This is a genomic window from Chromobacterium sp. INPA-IVC, from assembly GCF_059047085.1.
In genome coordinates this window covers 289,665-306,099 of the sequence record NZ_JBTNLS010000005.1, presented here as the reverse complement: position 1 = coordinate 306,099, position 16,435 = coordinate 289,665, and the positions used below count along the sequence as shown (strand labels likewise).

17 protein-coding genes are annotated in these 16,435 nt (G+C 64.5%); 7 read left to right on the top strand and 10 right to left on the bottom strand.

From position 1 onward, the window contains the following. Window positions 1-166: 166 nt before the first annotated feature. Window positions 167-820 carry an ArsR/SmtB family transcription factor gene (locus tag ACX17K_RS11140; RefSeq protein WP_347371743.1) on the bottom strand — a complete coding sequence of 218 codons (654 nt, stop codon included), beginning with the start codon at window positions 818-820 and terminating at the stop codon, window positions 167-169. A gap of 102 nt (window positions 821-922) precedes the next feature. On the opposite strand from ACX17K_RS11140, the gene ACX17K_RS11135 reads away from it, so the two are divergent. Further along, window positions 923-1,426 carry a DUF2938 domain-containing protein gene (locus tag ACX17K_RS11135; RefSeq protein WP_493774843.1) on the top strand — a complete coding sequence of 168 codons (504 nt, stop codon included), beginning with the start codon at window positions 923-925 and terminating at the stop codon, window positions 1,424-1,426. A gap of 138 nt (window positions 1,427-1,564) precedes the next feature. Next, a complete protein-coding gene (gene ampH, locus ACX17K_RS11130; RefSeq protein WP_493774842.1) occupies window positions 1,565-2,881 on the top strand; it encodes a D-alanyl-D-alanine-carboxypeptidase/endopeptidase AmpH in 1,317 nt (438 codons plus the stop codon). On the opposite strand, the gene ACX17K_RS11125 is transcribed toward ampH, so the two are convergent. From ACX17K_RS11125 to ACX17K_RS11110, 4 genes are all read right to left on the bottom strand, one after another. Then, a complete protein-coding gene (locus tag ACX17K_RS11125; RefSeq protein ID WP_493774841.1) occupies window positions 2,853-3,821 on the bottom strand; it encodes a polysaccharide deacetylase family protein in 969 nt (322 codons plus the stop codon). The two genes, ampH and ACX17K_RS11125, sit on opposite strands and share 29 nt — an antisense overlap. Window positions 3,822-3,832: 11 nt before the next feature. Then, window positions 3,833-4,540 carry an SDR family oxidoreductase gene (locus ACX17K_RS11120; protein ID WP_493774840.1) on the bottom strand — a complete coding sequence of 236 codons (708 nt, stop codon included), beginning with the start codon at window positions 4,538-4,540 and terminating at the stop codon, window positions 3,833-3,835. Next, entirely contained in the window at window positions 4,537-5,064 is a 528-nt protein-coding gene (locus ACX17K_RS11115; RefSeq protein WP_493774839.1) for an ester cyclase, read from the bottom strand. The genes ACX17K_RS11120 and ACX17K_RS11115 overlap by 4 nt, the downstream gene beginning before the upstream one ends. A 266-nt stretch (window positions 5,065-5,330) precedes the next feature. Beyond that, window positions 5,331-5,516: a putative motility protein gene (locus ACX17K_RS11110; protein WP_493774838.1), complete on the bottom strand. Its 186-nt coding sequence runs from the start codon at window positions 5,514-5,516 to the stop codon at window positions 5,331-5,333. Between the two features lie 123 nt (window positions 5,517-5,639). Here ACX17K_RS11110 and trxB point away from each other — a divergent pair, with 123 nt between their 5' ends. The 4 genes from trxB (at window position 5,640) to ACX17K_RS11090 (ending at window position 9,236) form a co-directional block, all read left to right on the top strand. Beyond that, the gene (gene trxB, locus ACX17K_RS11105) at window positions 5,640-6,593 is read left to right on the top strand and encodes a thioredoxin-disulfide reductase (RefSeq protein WP_493774837.1); all 954 of its coding nucleotides are present in this window, start codon (window positions 5,640-5,642) and stop codon (window positions 6,591-6,593) included. 18 nt (window positions 6,594-6,611) lie between these two features. After that, window positions 6,612-7,247, top strand: a complete 636-nt coding sequence (locus ACX17K_RS11100; RefSeq protein WP_493774836.1) for a Smr/MutS family protein — start codon at window positions 6,612-6,614, stop codon at window positions 7,245-7,247. A 71-nt stretch (window positions 7,248-7,318) separates the two neighbouring features. Beyond that, on the top strand, window positions 7,319-7,774 hold the full coding sequence (locus ACX17K_RS11095) for a peroxiredoxin (RefSeq protein WP_046157613.1): 456 nt from the start codon (window positions 7,319-7,321) through the stop codon (window positions 7,772-7,774). A 58-nt stretch (window positions 7,775-7,832) separates the two neighbouring features. Then, complete coding sequence (locus tag ACX17K_RS11090; RefSeq protein ID WP_021475961.1) at window positions 7,833-9,236, top strand: PhoH family protein; 1,404 nt, start codon at window positions 7,833-7,835, stop codon at window positions 9,234-9,236. Window positions 9,237-9,325: 89 nt separating this feature from the next. Here ACX17K_RS11090 and ACX17K_RS11085 read toward each other — a convergent pair whose 3' ends face one another. From ACX17K_RS11085 to ACX17K_RS11070, 4 genes are all read right to left on the bottom strand, one after another. Beyond that, window positions 9,326-9,640 carry a hypothetical protein gene (locus ACX17K_RS11085; RefSeq protein WP_493774835.1) on the bottom strand — a complete coding sequence of 105 codons (315 nt, stop codon included), beginning with the start codon at window positions 9,638-9,640 and terminating at the stop codon, window positions 9,326-9,328. 233 nt (window positions 9,641-9,873) lie between these two features. Further along, complete coding sequence (locus ACX17K_RS11080; protein ID WP_493774834.1) at window positions 9,874-10,734, bottom strand: methionyl-tRNA formyltransferase; 861 nt, start codon at window positions 10,732-10,734, stop codon at window positions 9,874-9,876. Window positions 10,735-10,852: 118 nt separating this feature from the next. Further along, window positions 10,853-12,214, bottom strand: a complete 1,362-nt coding sequence (locus ACX17K_RS11075; RefSeq protein WP_493774833.1) for an aspartate aminotransferase family protein — start codon at window positions 12,212-12,214, stop codon at window positions 10,853-10,855. Between the two features lie 121 nt (window positions 12,215-12,335). Continuing rightward, on the bottom strand, window positions 12,336-12,551 hold the full coding sequence (locus tag ACX17K_RS11070) for a sigma factor-like helix-turn-helix DNA-binding protein (protein WP_021475958.1): 216 nt from the start codon (window positions 12,549-12,551) through the stop codon (window positions 12,336-12,338). Between the two features lie 414 nt (window positions 12,552-12,965). Here ACX17K_RS11070 and ACX17K_RS11065 point away from each other — a divergent pair, with 414 nt between their 5' ends. After that, window positions 12,966-14,633 (top strand): ABC-F family ATP-binding cassette domain-containing protein, encoded by a 1,668-nt coding sequence (locus ACX17K_RS11065; RefSeq protein WP_493774832.1) that lies wholly within the window; start codon window positions 12,966-12,968, stop codon window positions 14,631-14,633. 80 nt (window positions 14,634-14,713) lie between these two features. Here the strand turns inward: ACX17K_RS11065 and ACX17K_RS11060 are convergent, their stop codons facing one another. Further along, window positions 14,714-16,150 (bottom strand): alkaline phosphatase family protein, encoded by a 1,437-nt coding sequence (locus tag ACX17K_RS11060; RefSeq protein WP_493774831.1) that lies wholly within the window; start codon window positions 16,148-16,150, stop codon window positions 14,714-14,716. Between the last annotated feature and the right edge of the window lie 285 nt (window positions 16,151-16,435).

Sequence of the window (16,435 nt, the reverse complement as noted above, 5' to 3'; positions counted from 1 at the left end):
AGTTACGGGCATGAGGCCGTCGCGCCGCAAGCGCTCGTAAATGTCAGGCCAGCGTGCTGGGCCGCAATCACGCGACGCGCAATCTAGCCGATATCGCCGAACGCCGCCCCAAGGCTGGGGTTGCGAGCATAGCAATCCCGGCTGGCCGCAGGGCCGCCGAGCGCGCCTAACCGCGCTCCACGGCCAAGCCCGCGGCTTTCCAGTCCGGATAACCGTCCATCAGCCGTCGCGCCGGCCGTCCAGCAGCCCGCAGCAACGCCACCGCCTGCGCCGACAGCGCGCAATACGGCCCGCGGCAGTAGGCGACGATCTCCAGCGCCGGCGGAAGCTCGGCCAGTCCGCGCTCCAGTTGCTCCAGCGGCAGGCTCATGGCGCCGGGCAGATGGCCCTGGAGATACTCCTCTCGCGGGCGCACATCCAGCAGCAGCACGTCGCCATCGCGCAATCGCGCCAACAAGGCCTCGCGTGTCATGCCCTCAGCGCCGCCGGCCAGGCCTGCGGCCAGCCGTCCCAATTCCGCCCGCCGGTGCTCCACGCATTGACGCAGCGCCGCCAGCAACGGAATCACCGGCCCCTCGCCCAGCCGATAGCGCACATGCTTACCATCCCGGCGCGACAACACGAAGCCGGCGCGCTTGAGTTGCTGCAGATGCTGCGAGGCATTGGCCACGCTCAAGCCCGCCTGCTCGGCCAGAGCCTCCACGCTCCACTCGCCCTGCGCCGCCAGCTCCAGCAGCAGCAAGCGATGCGGACTGCCCAACGTACGCGCCAGCTCGGCAAACTCATCCAACGCTCCATGCCGCGACATATCCGCGCCCATTGACATCTCCGCCTCCATCACTTCATCATTCAATAAATAAATTGAATGATAGCTTATCAAAACTTAGACTCACCCGCGACTCGGAACATGAAAGGCATTCCAATGGACAATGCATGGCAATCGCTGCTGCCCTACGCGGCGGCGCTGGGCATCGGGGCGACCCTGATCATGGATGCGTGGGCGCTGTTGCTGAAACGGGCCTTCGGCATTCCGTCGCTGGATTACGCGATGGTCGGCCGCTGGCTGGGACACTTGCCGCGCGGCCATTTCCGCCATGACGGCATCGGCCGCTCCGCCCCCATCGGCGGCGAAAAAGCGCTGGGTTGGGCCGCGCACTACTTGATAGGCATATTGTTCGCCTATTTGCTGCTGGCGCTGTGCGGCCCCCAGTGGCTGATCCGCCCCACGCCCCTTCCAGCGCTGGCCTTCGGCTTGGTCAGCGTGAGCGCCCCATTCCTGATTCTGCAACCCGGCATGGGCGCAGGCATCGCCGCGCGCAATACGCCAAATCCGAACGCAGCGCGAGTCCGCAGCTTGGCGGCCCATGCCGCATTCGGGACAGGGCTCTATTTCTCCGCGCTGCTATTGGCTATTGTCCTCTCCTGAGAGCGGCCAGCTTCCGCTGAAACAATCCATTTAGCAGGTATTAGCAATCTTTCCGTATCGTTCTGACTAAAGCGGCAATACAATGCAGCGCAAAGATTCATCGGCGCCGTCCGCGCCCAACAGCAACACGGAACAACAATGAGAATTTCCCCTCTGCTAAGCCTCGGCCTGCCCCTGCTTTCCACCCTGGCCCAGGCCGCCGCGCAACCGGCCGAATCCCCGATAGACCGTTACGGCCAGCAGATTTTCAAGAACAGCAGGGCCATCGGCATGACCATGGTGGTCATCGACAAGAATCAGACCCAGATGCGCTTCTACGGCGAGACCCGCTCCGGCAGCCGCCAGACGCCGGACGCCGACTCGCTGGTCCGCATCGCCAGCATCAGCAAGGCCATGACCGGCGAGGTGCTGACCGCGCTGACGCTGGACAAAAAAGTGAAGCTGGACGACCCACTGCAGAAATACGCTCCAGCCGGCGTGGCGTTGCCGCCGGCCGGACAATCGATCACCTTGCTCAACCTCGCCACCCACACCAGCGGCGTGCCGCGCGAAATGCCTGGCGAAAAGCCCAAGGACACGCCGGTTTTCGTCTGGCCCAATGTCCAGCAACGCTGGAGCTGGCTGTCCGGCACCAAGAACAAACTTGCGCCCGGACAGCGCGCCCAATACTCCAACCTGGGCTTCGATCTGCTGGCCGACGCGCTGTCCCGCGCCTCCGGCAAACCCTACCCGGTCCTGTTCCGAGAAAAAATCACCGTTCCGCTGGGCATGAAGGACACCACCTTCACCCCCAATCCCGCCCAGTGCGCGCGGTTGATGGAAGGCTACGGCGCCAGCCCCTGCGTCGACACCACGGCGGCGATAGGCAGCGGCGGCATCTACTCCACCCCGCGTGACATGCAACGCTGGCTGCAGGAGCTGCTCCGCCCGCGGAACGAGGCCCGCCGCCAGCTGCGCGACCAAACCCTGCGCATGCATTTCCAGCGCGCCGACCTGAACAGCCTGCGCGGCATGGACGTGGCCGGACAAGCGGACCAACTGGGCCTGGCCTGGATACGGATGGAACCCAGCCCCAACGCGCCGGAAATCATCCAGAAAACAGCGGGCGGCGGCGGTTTCCTGGGCTATGCGGCGCTGGCGCCGCGCAACGACGTGGCGGTATGGGTGGGCCTCACCCGCAGCGGCGGCACCCACTACCAGCACCTGAGCAACGGCGTGAACAAGCTGGTGGCCGAACTGAGCGGCTACAAGCCGGTTGCCGCGCCGATGCCCAAACCCACGTTGGCCAAGGGCAAGGCCGCCCGCGGCAAAGCGGCGATCGCCCAGGCCAAGCCAACCGCCCCGCGCGCGAAAAAGGCCGCGCGGAAAGCCGCCGGCCCCAAGACTGCCGTCGCGAAGAACGGCGCCAAGAAGAAAGCCCATCTGGTCAAGACATCGGCACACCGGGCGCAGTGAGCGCGAAGCGGGCGATCTCGTCCTTGCGCATGAAGCGCACGCCGGGATGGCCCTGCGCGTAGCGGATGAAGGTCTCCAGCGCCTTCACCCGCGCCGGCGTGCCGGAGATGCGGTCGTGGGTGCTGATCGACATCATTCTGCGACGATGGCCGGCCTCCTGGTACAGCAGGTCGAATTCGGCTTTCAGGTCGGCCAGATAGCCATCCACGGTCAATGCCGGCGAATCGTAGCGGACGATGTCGTTATTGCGCAGCGTGTACGGCACCACCATGAAGGGCTTGCCGTTCACCGGCACCGTGAACGGCTCGTCGCGGCTGATGTCGTCGATGTGGTAGGCAAAGCCCAGCTCCTGCAAAATGCCCAGCGTGTTGGGCGTGCCGCGCAGCCAGAAGGCATTGAAGCCGATCGGCCGCGTGCCGGTGGCCCGCTCGATGCTGGCGATGCTGGCCAGGTAACCGGCCCGCTCCTGCTCCGGCGTCATCGAGTACTGCGGCTCCCAGGTCTGGCCGTGGCCGGCCGCCTCGTGGCCGCGCTCGACGATCTCGCGCGCCAGCCGCGGATTGCGGTCCACCGCCTGCCCCACCATGTGCGAGGTGACCTTGACGCCGGTGCGGTCCCACAGGTCCAGCATGCGCGGAATGCCCTCCTTCACGCCGTAGTCGTACCAGGTCTGCATCGGCAAATCCGCGTACTTCGGGTCCAGCGGCGGAAACGGCCCGCTGGCGCCGCGCTCCGGCTGCGCCCCGGCCTCGAACTGCATGGAGATGGAAATCACCAGCCGGGCGTCCCCCGGCCAGAATCCGGTTTGCTCATTCTTGCTTTGCGTCATTTTCCCTGTCCTTCCCGTTGCCGCCCAGGCCTGCCCCATGGCCAGGCTCGCGCCTCCGGCCGTGGCGCTGGCCAGAAACTGACGGCGGTTGATCGGTATCGATTTCTTCATGGCGCCCTCCGCTATAGCAGGCCGCCGCCGTCCACATCCAGCACCGCGCCGGTGAGGAAAGCGTTGCCCATCGCGAACAAATACGCCTGGGCCAGATCCTGCGGCCTGCCCACCCGGCCCAATGGCAGCCCGGACGCGATCCGCGCCATCGCCGCCCCGCGCCCTTCCGCGCCAGGTTCGCCCCACAGCTCGGTGTCCACCACGCCGGGGCTCACCGCATTGACCCGGCGCGGAGCCAACTCCTTGGCCAGATTCCTGGCCGCCGCCTCCAGCGCCGCGTTGACCGTGCTCTTGAGCAAGCCGCCGGCGCCGTATTTGCGCGACAGCAGGCCTGACGTGAAAGTGATGGAGGCATCCGCGGCCAAGTAAGGCAAGGCCTGCTGCGCCGCCAGAAGATTGCCGAACAACTTCACCTCGAAGGTCTGGCGCAGATCGTCGCTCGTCATGTCCTCCAACCTAGGCGAGCCGACCCGCGCGCCGGTGGTCAGAATCAGATGGTCGATGCGGCCGATGCCGGCGAAGGCTTTGCGCAGGCTGTGCAGATCGGTGACATCGGCCTGCAGGCTCTGCCAGGGACCAGGCTGGGCGACGGAACGGCCCAGCACGTAAACCTGGGCGCCGGCATCAGCCGCGGCCTGCGCCACAGCTCGCCCGATGCCGGAGGTGCCGCCCAGCACCGCCACCGTTTTTTGCCGCAGAAAGTCCATGGCCGCGCTCATGGCTTCAGCGCTCCCAATTGCTTCAATAGGGTCAGGTTGTCTTCCAGGTGCCAGTTCTCGGCGATGCGGCCGTTTTTCACACGGTAGAGGTCGAAAGCCTGGAAATCCACCGCCTGGCCGGCTCCCTGGACATCGCCGAACTTGCCGCTGAAGTGGCCGGTGAAATGCAGGCGCAGCGCCACCCGGTCGGCGGCCAGCACCATATCGGTGACTTCCACCTTCAGATCCGGCACCGCGGCGCGGAAGGTTTGCGAAGCCTGCAACGGCCCGGCCGTACCTTGGCGCCGCCCCTCGGGCAACGTGCGGTCGAGAAAGTCCGGGGCCAACGCCAGCTCGGCGTAGCGTGGATCGCCGGTGTTCCAGAAGGCGGCGTAACGCAAGGCCGCCAGTTTCACCGCGGCGGCATTTCCACCGTTGCGTTCGGAAAACACCCGCGCCGGTTGCGGCAAGGCATCGGCGGCCATCGCGGCGCAGGCGACGAATGCCAGCAGGCTGGCGCTTATCAGATTGGGAAGACGGTTCATATCGGCTCCTGGTTGTTGGCTTGCTTGGGAGTCGATTATTGGACTGTCGGAATGAATTGATAATTAGCCTGATGATTGGATGATTTTACAGCTGAATTTGAAAATCACGCCAAACCAATGCAAGAGCCGGTCAAGCCGGCAGAAACGGCAAACGTCGCGGCGCGGCGCCTTTCCCGAAGAAGAAACCCGCCAGCATGCCCTGCTCCGTCAAACCGGAGACAACAAAAAAGCGACCCGAAGGTCGCTTTTCCGCACGCTGCGCCGGCTCAGGCGCGGACGTCGAGATTCTGTCCCAGATGGGCGGGATTGGAAGCCTGAATCTGCTGGGCGGACTGCTCAGCGCCCTGCAGCAGCGTCATCGCCGCCTGCGATTGCGACTGCATCGCCTTCTTCAGCACCAGCGCCTGCGCGTTCGTGCTGACATTCGCGCTCACTTGACTTACTGCATCCATACCCCAACCTCCACATTTGACACGCTGCCATTGCTTGCAGTGTAGCGGCCCGCAGGCCTGCTGTCACAACAAAACTGCTAGAATGTCAGCCAATCCACCCCTTTTGACGACAGGAAAACACACATGAGCGCACCCCGTCACAGCCCTCTGCTGATTCTTGGCTCCGGCCCGGCCGGCTACACCGCAGCCGTCTACGCCGCCCGCGCCAACCTGAAGCCGGTAGTCATCACCGGCATGGCCCAGGGCGGCCAGCTGATGACCACTACCGATGTGGACAACTGGCCCGCCGACGCAGAAGGCGTGCAGGGTCCGGAATTGATGCAGCGTTTCCAGCAGCACGCCGAGCGCTTCGGCACTGAAATCCTGTTCGACCACATCCACACCACCCATCTGAGCGAGAAGCCGATCCGCCTGGTGGGCGACGCCGGCGAATACACCTGCGACGCGCTGATCATCGCCACCGGCGCTTCCGCCCAATACCTGGGCCTGCCGTCCGAGGAAGCCTTCTCCGGCAAGGGCGTGTCCGCCTGCGCCACCTGCGACGGCTTCTTCTACCGCAACCAGGATGTGGCGGTGGTAGGCGGCGGCAACACCGCCGTGGAAGAAGCGCTGTACCTGGCCAACATCGCCAAGCACGTCACCCTGATCCACCGCCGCGACACCTTCCGCGCCGAGAAGATCCTGGTCGACAAGCTGATGAGCCGCGTCGCCGAAGGCAAGATCAGCCTGAAGCTGAACGCCACGCTGGACGAAGTGCTGGGCGACAACACCGGCGTGACCGGCGTGCGCGTCAAGCTGAACGACGGCGCCAGCGAAAACCTGGCGCTGACCGGCGTCTTCATCGCCATCGGCCATAAGCCCAACACCGACATCTTCAAGGGCCAGCTGGAAATGGACGCCACCGGCTACCTGATCACCAAGGGCGGCCGCGACGGCAACGCCACCCTGACCAGCATCGACGGCGTTTTCGCCGCCGGCGACGTGCAGGACCACATCTACCGCCAGGCTGTGACCAGCGCCGCTTCCGGCTGCCAGGCCGCCCTGGACGCCGAGCGCTATCTCGACAGCCTGAAGTAAGCGCCGGAATCCAGCACCATGAAGACCTTCAAGGACTCTCTGAAGGGCCTTCGCCAGACGCTGCGCCAGGCCGCCCCGCCGCGGGCGGCCTCGCCGCAGCCTGCAGTGCCCGAGGAAGCGGATTTCCGCCAGTCGGTCGGCAAGGTCAAGCCGCTGAAGCCTGACGACCGCCATCACCCTCAGCCTCCCAAGCCCAGCCCCCGTCCGCGCAAGCCCAGCCAGGGCCCGGCGCTGCACGCGTCCGCCTGCCTGGAAATCCTGCAGCATCAGATAGGCTGGTTCGAACCCACCCACCAGCTGCAACAGTACGCCCGCCCAGGCATGCCGTCCGCCACGCTGAAGCGGCTGCGCCAGGGCAACTGGCCGGTTTGCGCCCAGCTGGACCTGCATGGCTACACCCGCCATCAGGCGCAGGACGCGCTGGCGCTGTTCATCCATCGGGCCCGACACCGCGGCCAATGCGTGAAAGTGATCCATGGCAAGGGATTCGGCTCGCCGCAGGGAGAGCCGGTGCTGAAAAAACTGGTGCGCAGCTGGCTGCAGCACCACCCCGACGTGCTGGCTTTCTGCGAGGCGGAAACCGGCGGCGCGGGCGGCTCGCTACTGGTGCTTTTGCGCCGCCCCGCGCCCGGAGAAATCCGCGACGAAGGATAACGTGACAACCGCAATGATAATCCGCTAAGCTCAAAACAAGGCGGACCCCTGCACACTACCAGGAGTTATGCATGACAGGCACACCCTGCCCCGACTTCACCCTGCCCGGCACCGCCGGCGCCGATTTTCAGCTCTCCTCCAGCCGCAAGCCGCTGGTGATCTACTTCTACCCCAAAGACAACACGCCCGGCTGCACCAATGAAAGCATGGCCTTCCGCGACCTCCATCCGGAATTCGCCGCGCTGGGCGCCGAAATCGTCGGCATCTCCCGCGATAGCCTGAAGTCCCACCACAACTTCAAGGCCAAGCTGGAGCTGCCGTTCGAGCTGCTGTCCGACGCCGAGGAAACCGCCTGCGGCCTGTTCGGCGTCATCAAGATGAAAAACATGTACGGCAAACAGGTGCGGGGCATCGAACGCAGCACGTTCGTCATCGATGCCTCCGGCAAGGTGTCGCGCGAATGGCGCGGCGTGAAAGTGCCCGGTCACGCAGAGGAGGTGCTGGCGTACGTCAAGACGTTGAAGTAGCAAGCCGTAGCCGCCCGGCCGACCGGCCGGGCCAGAACATGAACAAGGGGACCACATCATGGCCGGCCGTAAAAAGACCACCGCGTGCAAACTGTTCGTACTGGATACCAACGTACTGCTGCACGACCCCACCTGTCTGTACCGCTTTGAAGAACACGATGTGTTCATCCCCATCATCACGCTGGAAGAACTGGACACCCACAAGAAGGGCATGTCCGAAGTGGCGCGCAACGCCCGCCAGGCCAGCCGCTTCCTCGACGACATCATCAGCGGCAAAGAGCTGGACATTTCCGAAGGCATCCCCCTCAAACACGCCAGCCGCGACGCCGCCAGCGGCAAGCTGATCCTGCAAACCCAGGCCATCAACGGCACCCTTCCCTCCTCGCTGCCCATGGGCAAGGCCGATAACCAGATCCTCGGCATCGTGATGGCGCTGAAAGGCCATTACGAAGGCCGCGCCGTCATCCTGGTGTCCAAAGACATCAACATGCGCATCAAGGCCCGCGCGCTGGGCCTGGAAGCCGAAGACTACTTCAACGACAAGGTGCTGGAAGACACCGACGTGCTGTACACCGGCACGCGCGAGATCGAGCAGATCTTCTGGGAACGCAACAGCAAGGACATGAAGTCTTGGCAAGACCACGGCCGCAGCTATTATCAGCTGGCCGGACCGGACTGCAACGGGCTTTACGTCAACCAGCTGCTATGGCATGAGGGCGAAAAACCGTTCCAGGCGCGGGTGATCAAGGTGGAGGGCAAGACCGCGGTTCTTGAGACGCTGAAGGATTACAGCCACAACAAGAACAACGTCTGGGGCATCACCGCGCGCAACCGCGAGCAGAACTTCGCGCTCAATATGCTAATGGACCCCAACGTCGACTTCATCACCCTGCTGGGCCAGGCCGGCACCGGCAAGACGCTGCTGACGCTGGCGGCCGGATTGGCGATGACGCTGGAACAGAAGATCTACAGCGAAATCATCATGACCCGCGTCACCGTGCCGGTGGGCGAGGACATCGGTTTCCTGCCCGGCACCGAAGAGGAAAAGATGGCGCCGTGGATGGGCGCGTTGGAGGACAACCTGGACGTGCTGAACAAGAGCGACGACGACGGCGGCGACTGGGGCCGCGCCGCCACCCGCGACCTGATCCGCAGCCGCATCAAGGTGAAAAGCCTTAACTTCATGCGCGGCCGCACCTTCCTCAACAAGTACCTGATCATCGACGAGGCGCAGAACCTGACGCCGAAACAGATGAAGACGTTGATCACCCGCGCCGGCCCCGGCACCAAGGTGGTCTGCCTGGGCAACGTCAGCCAGATCGACACGCCTTACCTCACCGAAGGCAGTTCCGGCCTGACCTACGTGGTGGACCGCTTCAAAGGCTGGGGCCACTCGGCCCACATCACGCTGCAGCGCGGCGAGCGCTCGCGGCTGGCCGACTACGCCGGCGAAGTGCTGTAAGCGCAAGGGGCGCGGCGAGCTCTTCCGCCCGCCGCGCCCCGAATGGAAAAACGGCGTCCGCCTCGCCGCGGACGCCGCTTTCCTCCCCCTTACCAGTCTTCCTGCTCGCGCATGCCGCGCAGATAGCCCAGCAGGCACAACACCGCCACGCCCAGCACCAGCAAATCCAGCGCGAACCATTTCTTCGCGTCCCGCATGCTCTCGCTGCGAGACATCAACTCGGCCGCGAGCGCCAGCCTTTCCACGCCATCCAGCGGCTCCGCAGCCGCCACCCGCGCGGCGGACTTGTCGGCGCACACCACGCATACGCGCGGCGGCAGCTCATTTCCCAGCTCATGCCAGCTCGCCGCCAGCACCACGACGCAAAACGCGCAAAACAACAACAAAAACCTGATCATTCCCATTCAGCGCGCTTCCGCGCCGACCTCATCCGCCCAGCCATAAAAACAATCGCCGCCAGGCGCATGCCCCTGCGGCGATTTCCAGCCGGCGTTCCGCACGCCTGCCGATCACTCCCCAACCGTTCACATTTTTTAACAATCGCCCGACAGGGTCAATCAATCGATCCCGCTCAGGACAATCCCGCGGCATTCACGCCACAAAAATGCCGTCAGGATCACGCAAATGCCCTTTTGTCTCAACGCCGGCCCCTCCCCGTCACTGCGTCCGGCCCATACAGGCTCCATTCGCTGATCAGCAGCATCCCGTCGCCAGTCGCCACTAGCAACTGTTCTGCCTGGGAGTAAACCAGGCTGCCCGGCGCGAAGCCATGCGTCTCGCTCCAGCCTTCGGCGCGATGGACGAAAAACGTGACATTGTTGACCACAGCCGCGCACTCGAAATCGCCGAAAGCCCGCACCTGGCGCAGCAGCTCCGCCGTGGTGCGGCTGAAATCCAGCATCCGGTCGCCGTCGGACCACAGCGGCCAATAGCTGCCGCCCTCCCCTTGAGGCCTCGCCTCGCTCCACAGGCGCTCGAAATCATGGGCCAATTTATGGCTCAGCCGGTGCAGCGCCAGTTGCAGCTTGATGTCCAGCATCTGGTGGCTATCGGTCTCGCCCAGCGCGAAACGCTCCTGCGCCAGGATGTCCCCGGCATCGAACTCAGGACTCACCTTATGGCAGCTGCAGCCCCATTCGCGATGGCCCTCCAGCAAGGCGCGCACCTGCGGATACGGCCCACGGCCCATCGGCAGCAGAGAAGGATGAAAATTGATCGCGTATTTCAGATACGGGGTCCAGTCGGGTATGCGCCAGTTGTAGCTGCCCACCAGCAATGCCTCGCACCCCAGCTCAGCCAGTTCTTCCAGATCCCGCGGCCGCATCGGCGACAGCTGCAGCGGCAGCTTGCGCTGCTCGGCAAAGCCTACCGACATCTTGTTGTGATGCATCCGGTGGTCCACCGGCGTGCAAAACACCTTCACCGGCTGCCATCCCGCCTGCAGGAAAACATCGAGCACCGGTTTGAAACGGTCGGAAAGGGTAATCGCGAAACGCATGGCATCCACTCAGGGCAAGCAGGCCCACCCGGCCCGATGACTTGGTTATACCATTCGGCCTGACCGAGCCTTCGGCGATGACACGCAAATTAACAGAAGCCGGCATCCTTCCACACACTCAGGCTACGGCCCCCTCCAGCCATGCGCTGAAAGCTTCCAGCAAGCGTTGCCCATCGGCCTCCGACGTGTGCGGACTGAACAGCAGCATATTGTGGAACGGCGTGATCAACAGGCCTCGGTTCAACAGGTACAGATGGACACAGCGCTCCAGCTCTTCGTCCTGCCCCGCTTCTGCCTCGCTGCCATTGCGCGGCGGCCTGGCAGTGAACTGAAACTCGCAACGCGCGCCCAACAGGGTCACGCACCAGGGCAAGGCGAAACGGGCGAACAGCTCGCGCAAGCCCTGAGCCAGCCGGCCGGCGCGCTCGAACATGATCCGGTAGTTGCCCTCGGTCATCACCTCAGCCAGATTGGCGCGCATCGCCGCGCAGGCCAGCCTGTTGGCGCTCAGCGTGGTGCCGATGCCGGAATGCCCGGGCGGCGCGGCGCGCTTGGCCTGCTGGGCCCTCGCCGCCAGTTCGGCGCTGAAGCCGTAGGCGGCGGCCGGCAATCCGCCGGCCAGCGGCTTGCCCAGCACCAGCATGTCCGGCCGCAAGCCATGCGCGGCGGCATAGCCGCCCGGGCCGCAGCTGATGGTGTGGGTTTCATCCAGCAGCAACAGGCTGCCGTGGCGGCGGATGATGGCCTGCGCCTGCTCCCAATAGCCGGGGTCGGGCAGCACCATGCCGATATTGGTCATCGCCGGTTCGGCCAGCACGCAGGCGACGCTGCCATCGGCGAGCGCCTCCTCAAGCGCGGCCAGGTCGTTGAATTCCACCACACGGCTGTGATCGGTCAAATCGTAAACCTGGCCTAGCAGGCTGGCTCTGGGCACAGCCTCGCCGCCAGCCAGGTCAACGAACACATCGTCCACCGTGCCGTGATAACAGCCGTTGAACACCAGTATCCGGTCTCGCCCGGTGACGGCCCGCGCCCAACGGATGGCGAATCGGTTGGCGTCGCTGGCCGACAACGCGAACTGCCACACCGGCAGGCCGAAGCGCCGCGACAGTTCCTCCGCCACCCACAGCGCGTCCTCGCCGGGCAGCATCGCAGTCAAGCCCCGCGCCGACTCGCGGGCGATGGCCTCCGCCACCGGCGCCGGCGAATGGCCGAACATCGCGCCGGTATCGCCCAGACAGAAATCAGCATAGACATGACCGTCGACATCGGTCAGTTTCGCGTCCCTCGCCTCGGCCAGGAACAGCGAGCGCGGCGTCGGCCAATCATCCATCCAGTGCAGCGGCACGCCGAACAGCAAATGCCCGCCGGCCCGCTCCGCCAGCGCCAGCGAACGCGGATGTCTCGCCAGGAAATCCTCCGTCTCGCGCGCATGCACAGCGCGCGCCCTGTCCAGATCGATGCCGTGCCGAATCGCCATGCTCGCCGCTCCTGTTGTCCGGGGTGCGGACAGTATGCCAAACCCGCCAGAACCCTATCCACCACGACAAAAGGCCCGGAGGAAACACGCTCCGGGCCAATGTGCTGCAATGAACGGTTATTCAGCCTAGGGGCAAGTGCCCCGACAGGGTATTGAGCTTGCCGACCGCGCGGCGGAAACGCGCGTGGGCGCGGGATACGGTGGATTCGCTGATGTCCATCTGCTGCGCGGCGAAGTAGCCTGTCATGCCTTCCACCTCCATCAGCCACACCGCCTCGCGCGAACGTTTTTTCATGCCGATCAGGTCAGCCACCACATTGAAATCGTCCAGCTTCATCTTATGCCTCCCCATGTAGTCTCGGTTCCCGGCCTGCGCCGGTGAGCCAAACATGTCCTTGCATCTCCATCATAGATGCTTGCAGGAAAAATGCAGGTAGCGCTGGAGAGTTGGCGCCCGAGAAGCGACCGACGCGGCAGCGAATCATGGCCGGCATGGATGGCGATCCAGGAATGCGGCTGTTTGCGTGCCTTTCTGTATGCCGGGCTCAGAATGCTTGATGCAATTGAAGCTCGCCGGTCTACAAATGCAAGCCGCCCGCCCTCCGGCGGCTTGCATCTGCGTATAATCCCCCGCGTGCCTTGGAATTTTGTCCGAAGGCGCTATTGATTCATCGCATTCCATCGGGACGCAAGCGGTCGCCAGAACTGCTATTTTCTCGCTCCCTAAAATTTTGCAGCACGGCTATTCCCAATGATCATTCTGAAAAACGTGGCCTTGCGCCGCGGCACTAAAGTCTTGCTGGACGGCGCGACCGTCAGCATCAATCCCGGCGAAAAGGTCGGCCTGGTAGGACGCAACGGCGCGGGCAAGTCTTCGCTGTTCGCAGTGCTGAACGGCAGCCTGCACGAAGACGGCGGCGATTTCTCCATTCCCAGCCAGTGGCGCATGGCGCAGGTGGCGCAGGACATGCCGGAAACGTCGCAAACCGCCACGGAGTTTGTGGTGGAGGGCGATACCGTTTTGCTGGCGGCGCGGCGCGAAGTGGCCGAAGCCGAAGCGGGCGAAGATTACATGCGCATGGCGCATGCCTACACCGCCCTGAACGATGCCGGCGAGCACGACGCTCCCGCCCGCGCCCAGGCGCTGATCCTGGGCCTGGGCTTCAGCGTGGCCGAGCTGCAGCAGCCGGTGAACAGCTTCTCAGGCGGCTGGCGCATGCGCTTGCAACTGGCGCGCGCGCTGATGTGCCCGTCGGACCTGTTGCTGCTGGACGAGCCGACCAACCACCTCGACCTGGACGCGCTGGTCTGGCTGGAAGCCTGGCTCAAGCAATACGCCGGCACCATGGTGGTGATCAGCCATGACCGCGAATTCCTGGACGCGGTGACCAATGTCACCCTGCACATCGACCACGGCAAGCTGGTGCGTTACGGCGGCAACTACAGCAAGTTCGAGGACATGCGCGCCGAGCAGATGATTCTGCAGCAGGCCGCCCAAGCCAAACAGCAGGAAAAAATAGCGCACCTGCAAAAGTTCATCGACCGCTTCAAGGCCAAGGCCAGCAAGGCCAAGCAGGCGCAAAGCCGCGTCAAGGCGCTGGAGCGGATGGAGAAGATCGCGCCGGTGCTGGCCGACGCCGAGTTCCAGTTCGAGTTCAAGGAGCCGGGCAGTTTGCCCAACCCGATGCTGACCATGTCGCAGGCCTCGTTCGGCTATCCGGCGCCGGAAGACGCCGCGGCAGGCACGCCGCCCACCGTGATTGTCAAAGGCGTGAACCGCTCGGTGCTGGCCGGGCAGCGCATCGGCATTCTCGGCGCCAACGGCCAAGGCAAGTCCACGCTGGTCAAAACAGTGGCAGAAGCGCTGGTAGCCACCAGCGGCGAGATCATCCGCGGCAAAGGCCTGAATATCGGCTACTTCTCGCAGCAGGAGCTGGACGTGCTGCGGCCGGAGGACGACCCGCTGCAACACATGCTGCGGTTGGCGCGTGAAACCCCGGCGCAACTGCGCCCGCCGGCCAACGACTGCCGCGAGCAGGGCCTGCGCAATTTCCTGGGCACTTTCAACTTCAGCGGCGACATGGTCAAGCAAGCTGTGGGCAGCATGAGCGGCGGGGAAAAGGCGCGGCTGGTGCTGTGCATGATCGTGTGGCTGCGCCCTAATCTGTTGCTGCTGGACGAACCCACCAACCACCTTGACCTGGCCACGCGCGAGGCGCTGAGCGTGGCGCTGAACGAGTTTGAAGGCTCGGTGATGCTGGTCAGCCACGACCGGGCGCTGCTGCGCGCGGTATGCGACGAATTCTGGATGGTGTCGCGCGGCGGCGTCAGCGACTTCGACGGCGATCTGGACGACTATCAGGTCTACCTGCTGGAAGAGGCCAAGCGGCGGCGCGAGGAGGCGGCTGGCAAGAGGTAAGCGGCGGCGAGTCGTGGATTCGCGCCCCTCGGACGGCGAGGCTTTCTTTAGTTCTTTAGCCTCGCCGCTCCAGCTTGTCCTCAGGCGCTGCCCACCAGCCCGCGCGCTTTCGACCCCGCCTGGGCCGCATCCACGCCGAACATCGCCTGCAAGGCCAATGCTTTGACGTCGGTGACGGACAGCTCCCCTTCGCAAGCGAAAGCGCAATCGCTGATCAACAGCGGCGCGTCCGCGGCATCGCGCGCGGGCAGCCCATGCGATCCCTTGACGACGCCGGCGTCCAAGCCGATCACATCCATCAGGCTGCGCATGCCCAGCGCGCGCCTGCCCAGCCTGCTGGCCACGGCCAGCTTAGGGAAGCGGATGTTCGGGTCGATGAACAGTTCTGCCGGGTCGTAGCCAGGCTTGCGGTGGATGTCCACCGTACGCGCGAAGTCCGGCGCCCTGGCGTCGTCCAGCCAGTAGTAATAGCTGAACCAGGCCTCATCCTCGGCCAGCGCGACGAAATCCCCGGCGCGCTCATGGTTCAGGCCGAGTTCGCCGCGCGCGCGCCCTTGCCACACCCCCGCCACGCCCGGGATGGACCACAGCGCCTCCTCCACTTCCGCCGCCTTGCGCGCGCCCAGCCCGGGCTGCAAATAGACATGGGCGATCTGGTGGTCCGCCACGGCGAACGCCTGGCATTGGCTGGGATCCAGGATTTCCGCGCCGGCCTCATGCCGCACCTGCAGCAGGCCCGCTTCGCGCAGATGGCGGTTCAGATGCACCGCGCGGCTCACCGGGGTGATGCCGTACTCTGACACCACCATCACCTGATAGCCCCGCTCCCGCGCATGGGCGATCAAATCCCCCGCCACCGAGTCGATGTCCCGCAGGGACTGCTGCACCGCGGGGTGCTCCAGATCCGGGCCGTGGCGCTGCAGATCGTAATCCAGATGGGGAAGATAGCTCAGCAACAGGCGGGGGCGAAAATCGGCCATCGCCAGCTTGCTGGCTTCGGCGATCCAGCGGCTGGACGCGATGGAAGTAGCCGGCCCCCAGAAATGGAACAAGGGGAACGGTCCCAGCTCCGCCGTCAGCCGGTCCCGCCACTCGGCGGGTTTGGTGTGGCAATCGGGCAGCTTGCGGCCATCCGCCTTGTAAATGGGACGCGGCGTCGCGCCGAAATCATGGCTGGACGCCATGTTGTACCACCAGAACAGATTGGCGCTGGAAAAGTCTGGATCGTGCCGCTTGCCCGCTTCCCACAAGCGCTCGCCATGGACCAGGCGGTTGGACTGGCGCCAGAACCAGACCTCAGCCAGCTCGCGGAACAGCCAGCCGTTGCCGACGATGCCGTGCTGCTCCGGCGTCAGCCCGGTCAACATGCTCGCCTGCACCGAACAGGTCACCGCCGGCACGATATTGCTCAAAGTCCTGACGGTGCCCTGGCCGGCAAACTCGGCCAAGCGGGGCGTGTACTCGCCGATGAGGCGCGATGTCAGGCCAACGATATCAAGCAGAAGCAGCGGTTGCATACATCCACCTTTCCCCTATCACGCGGCTTGCGGCAACTCGGACAAGAAACGCGCGGCGACACGGCCTAATCTACCGCCTGGCTCGCCCCGCCCGGAAACCACCGTCCTGGTCTCATCTGCCGATATAGGCATGTTAGATACCAATAAACTCCACAATAGAATCAAAACAGCCAATTGTCATTGAAATTGTTGAAACCCTCCCCTAGAAATACAGCTGATGCTCGCATCCTTCCCGTATTGGTCGTTTCCGCCGCATCGCAAAACCGCTCAAGACCGTAGCAACCT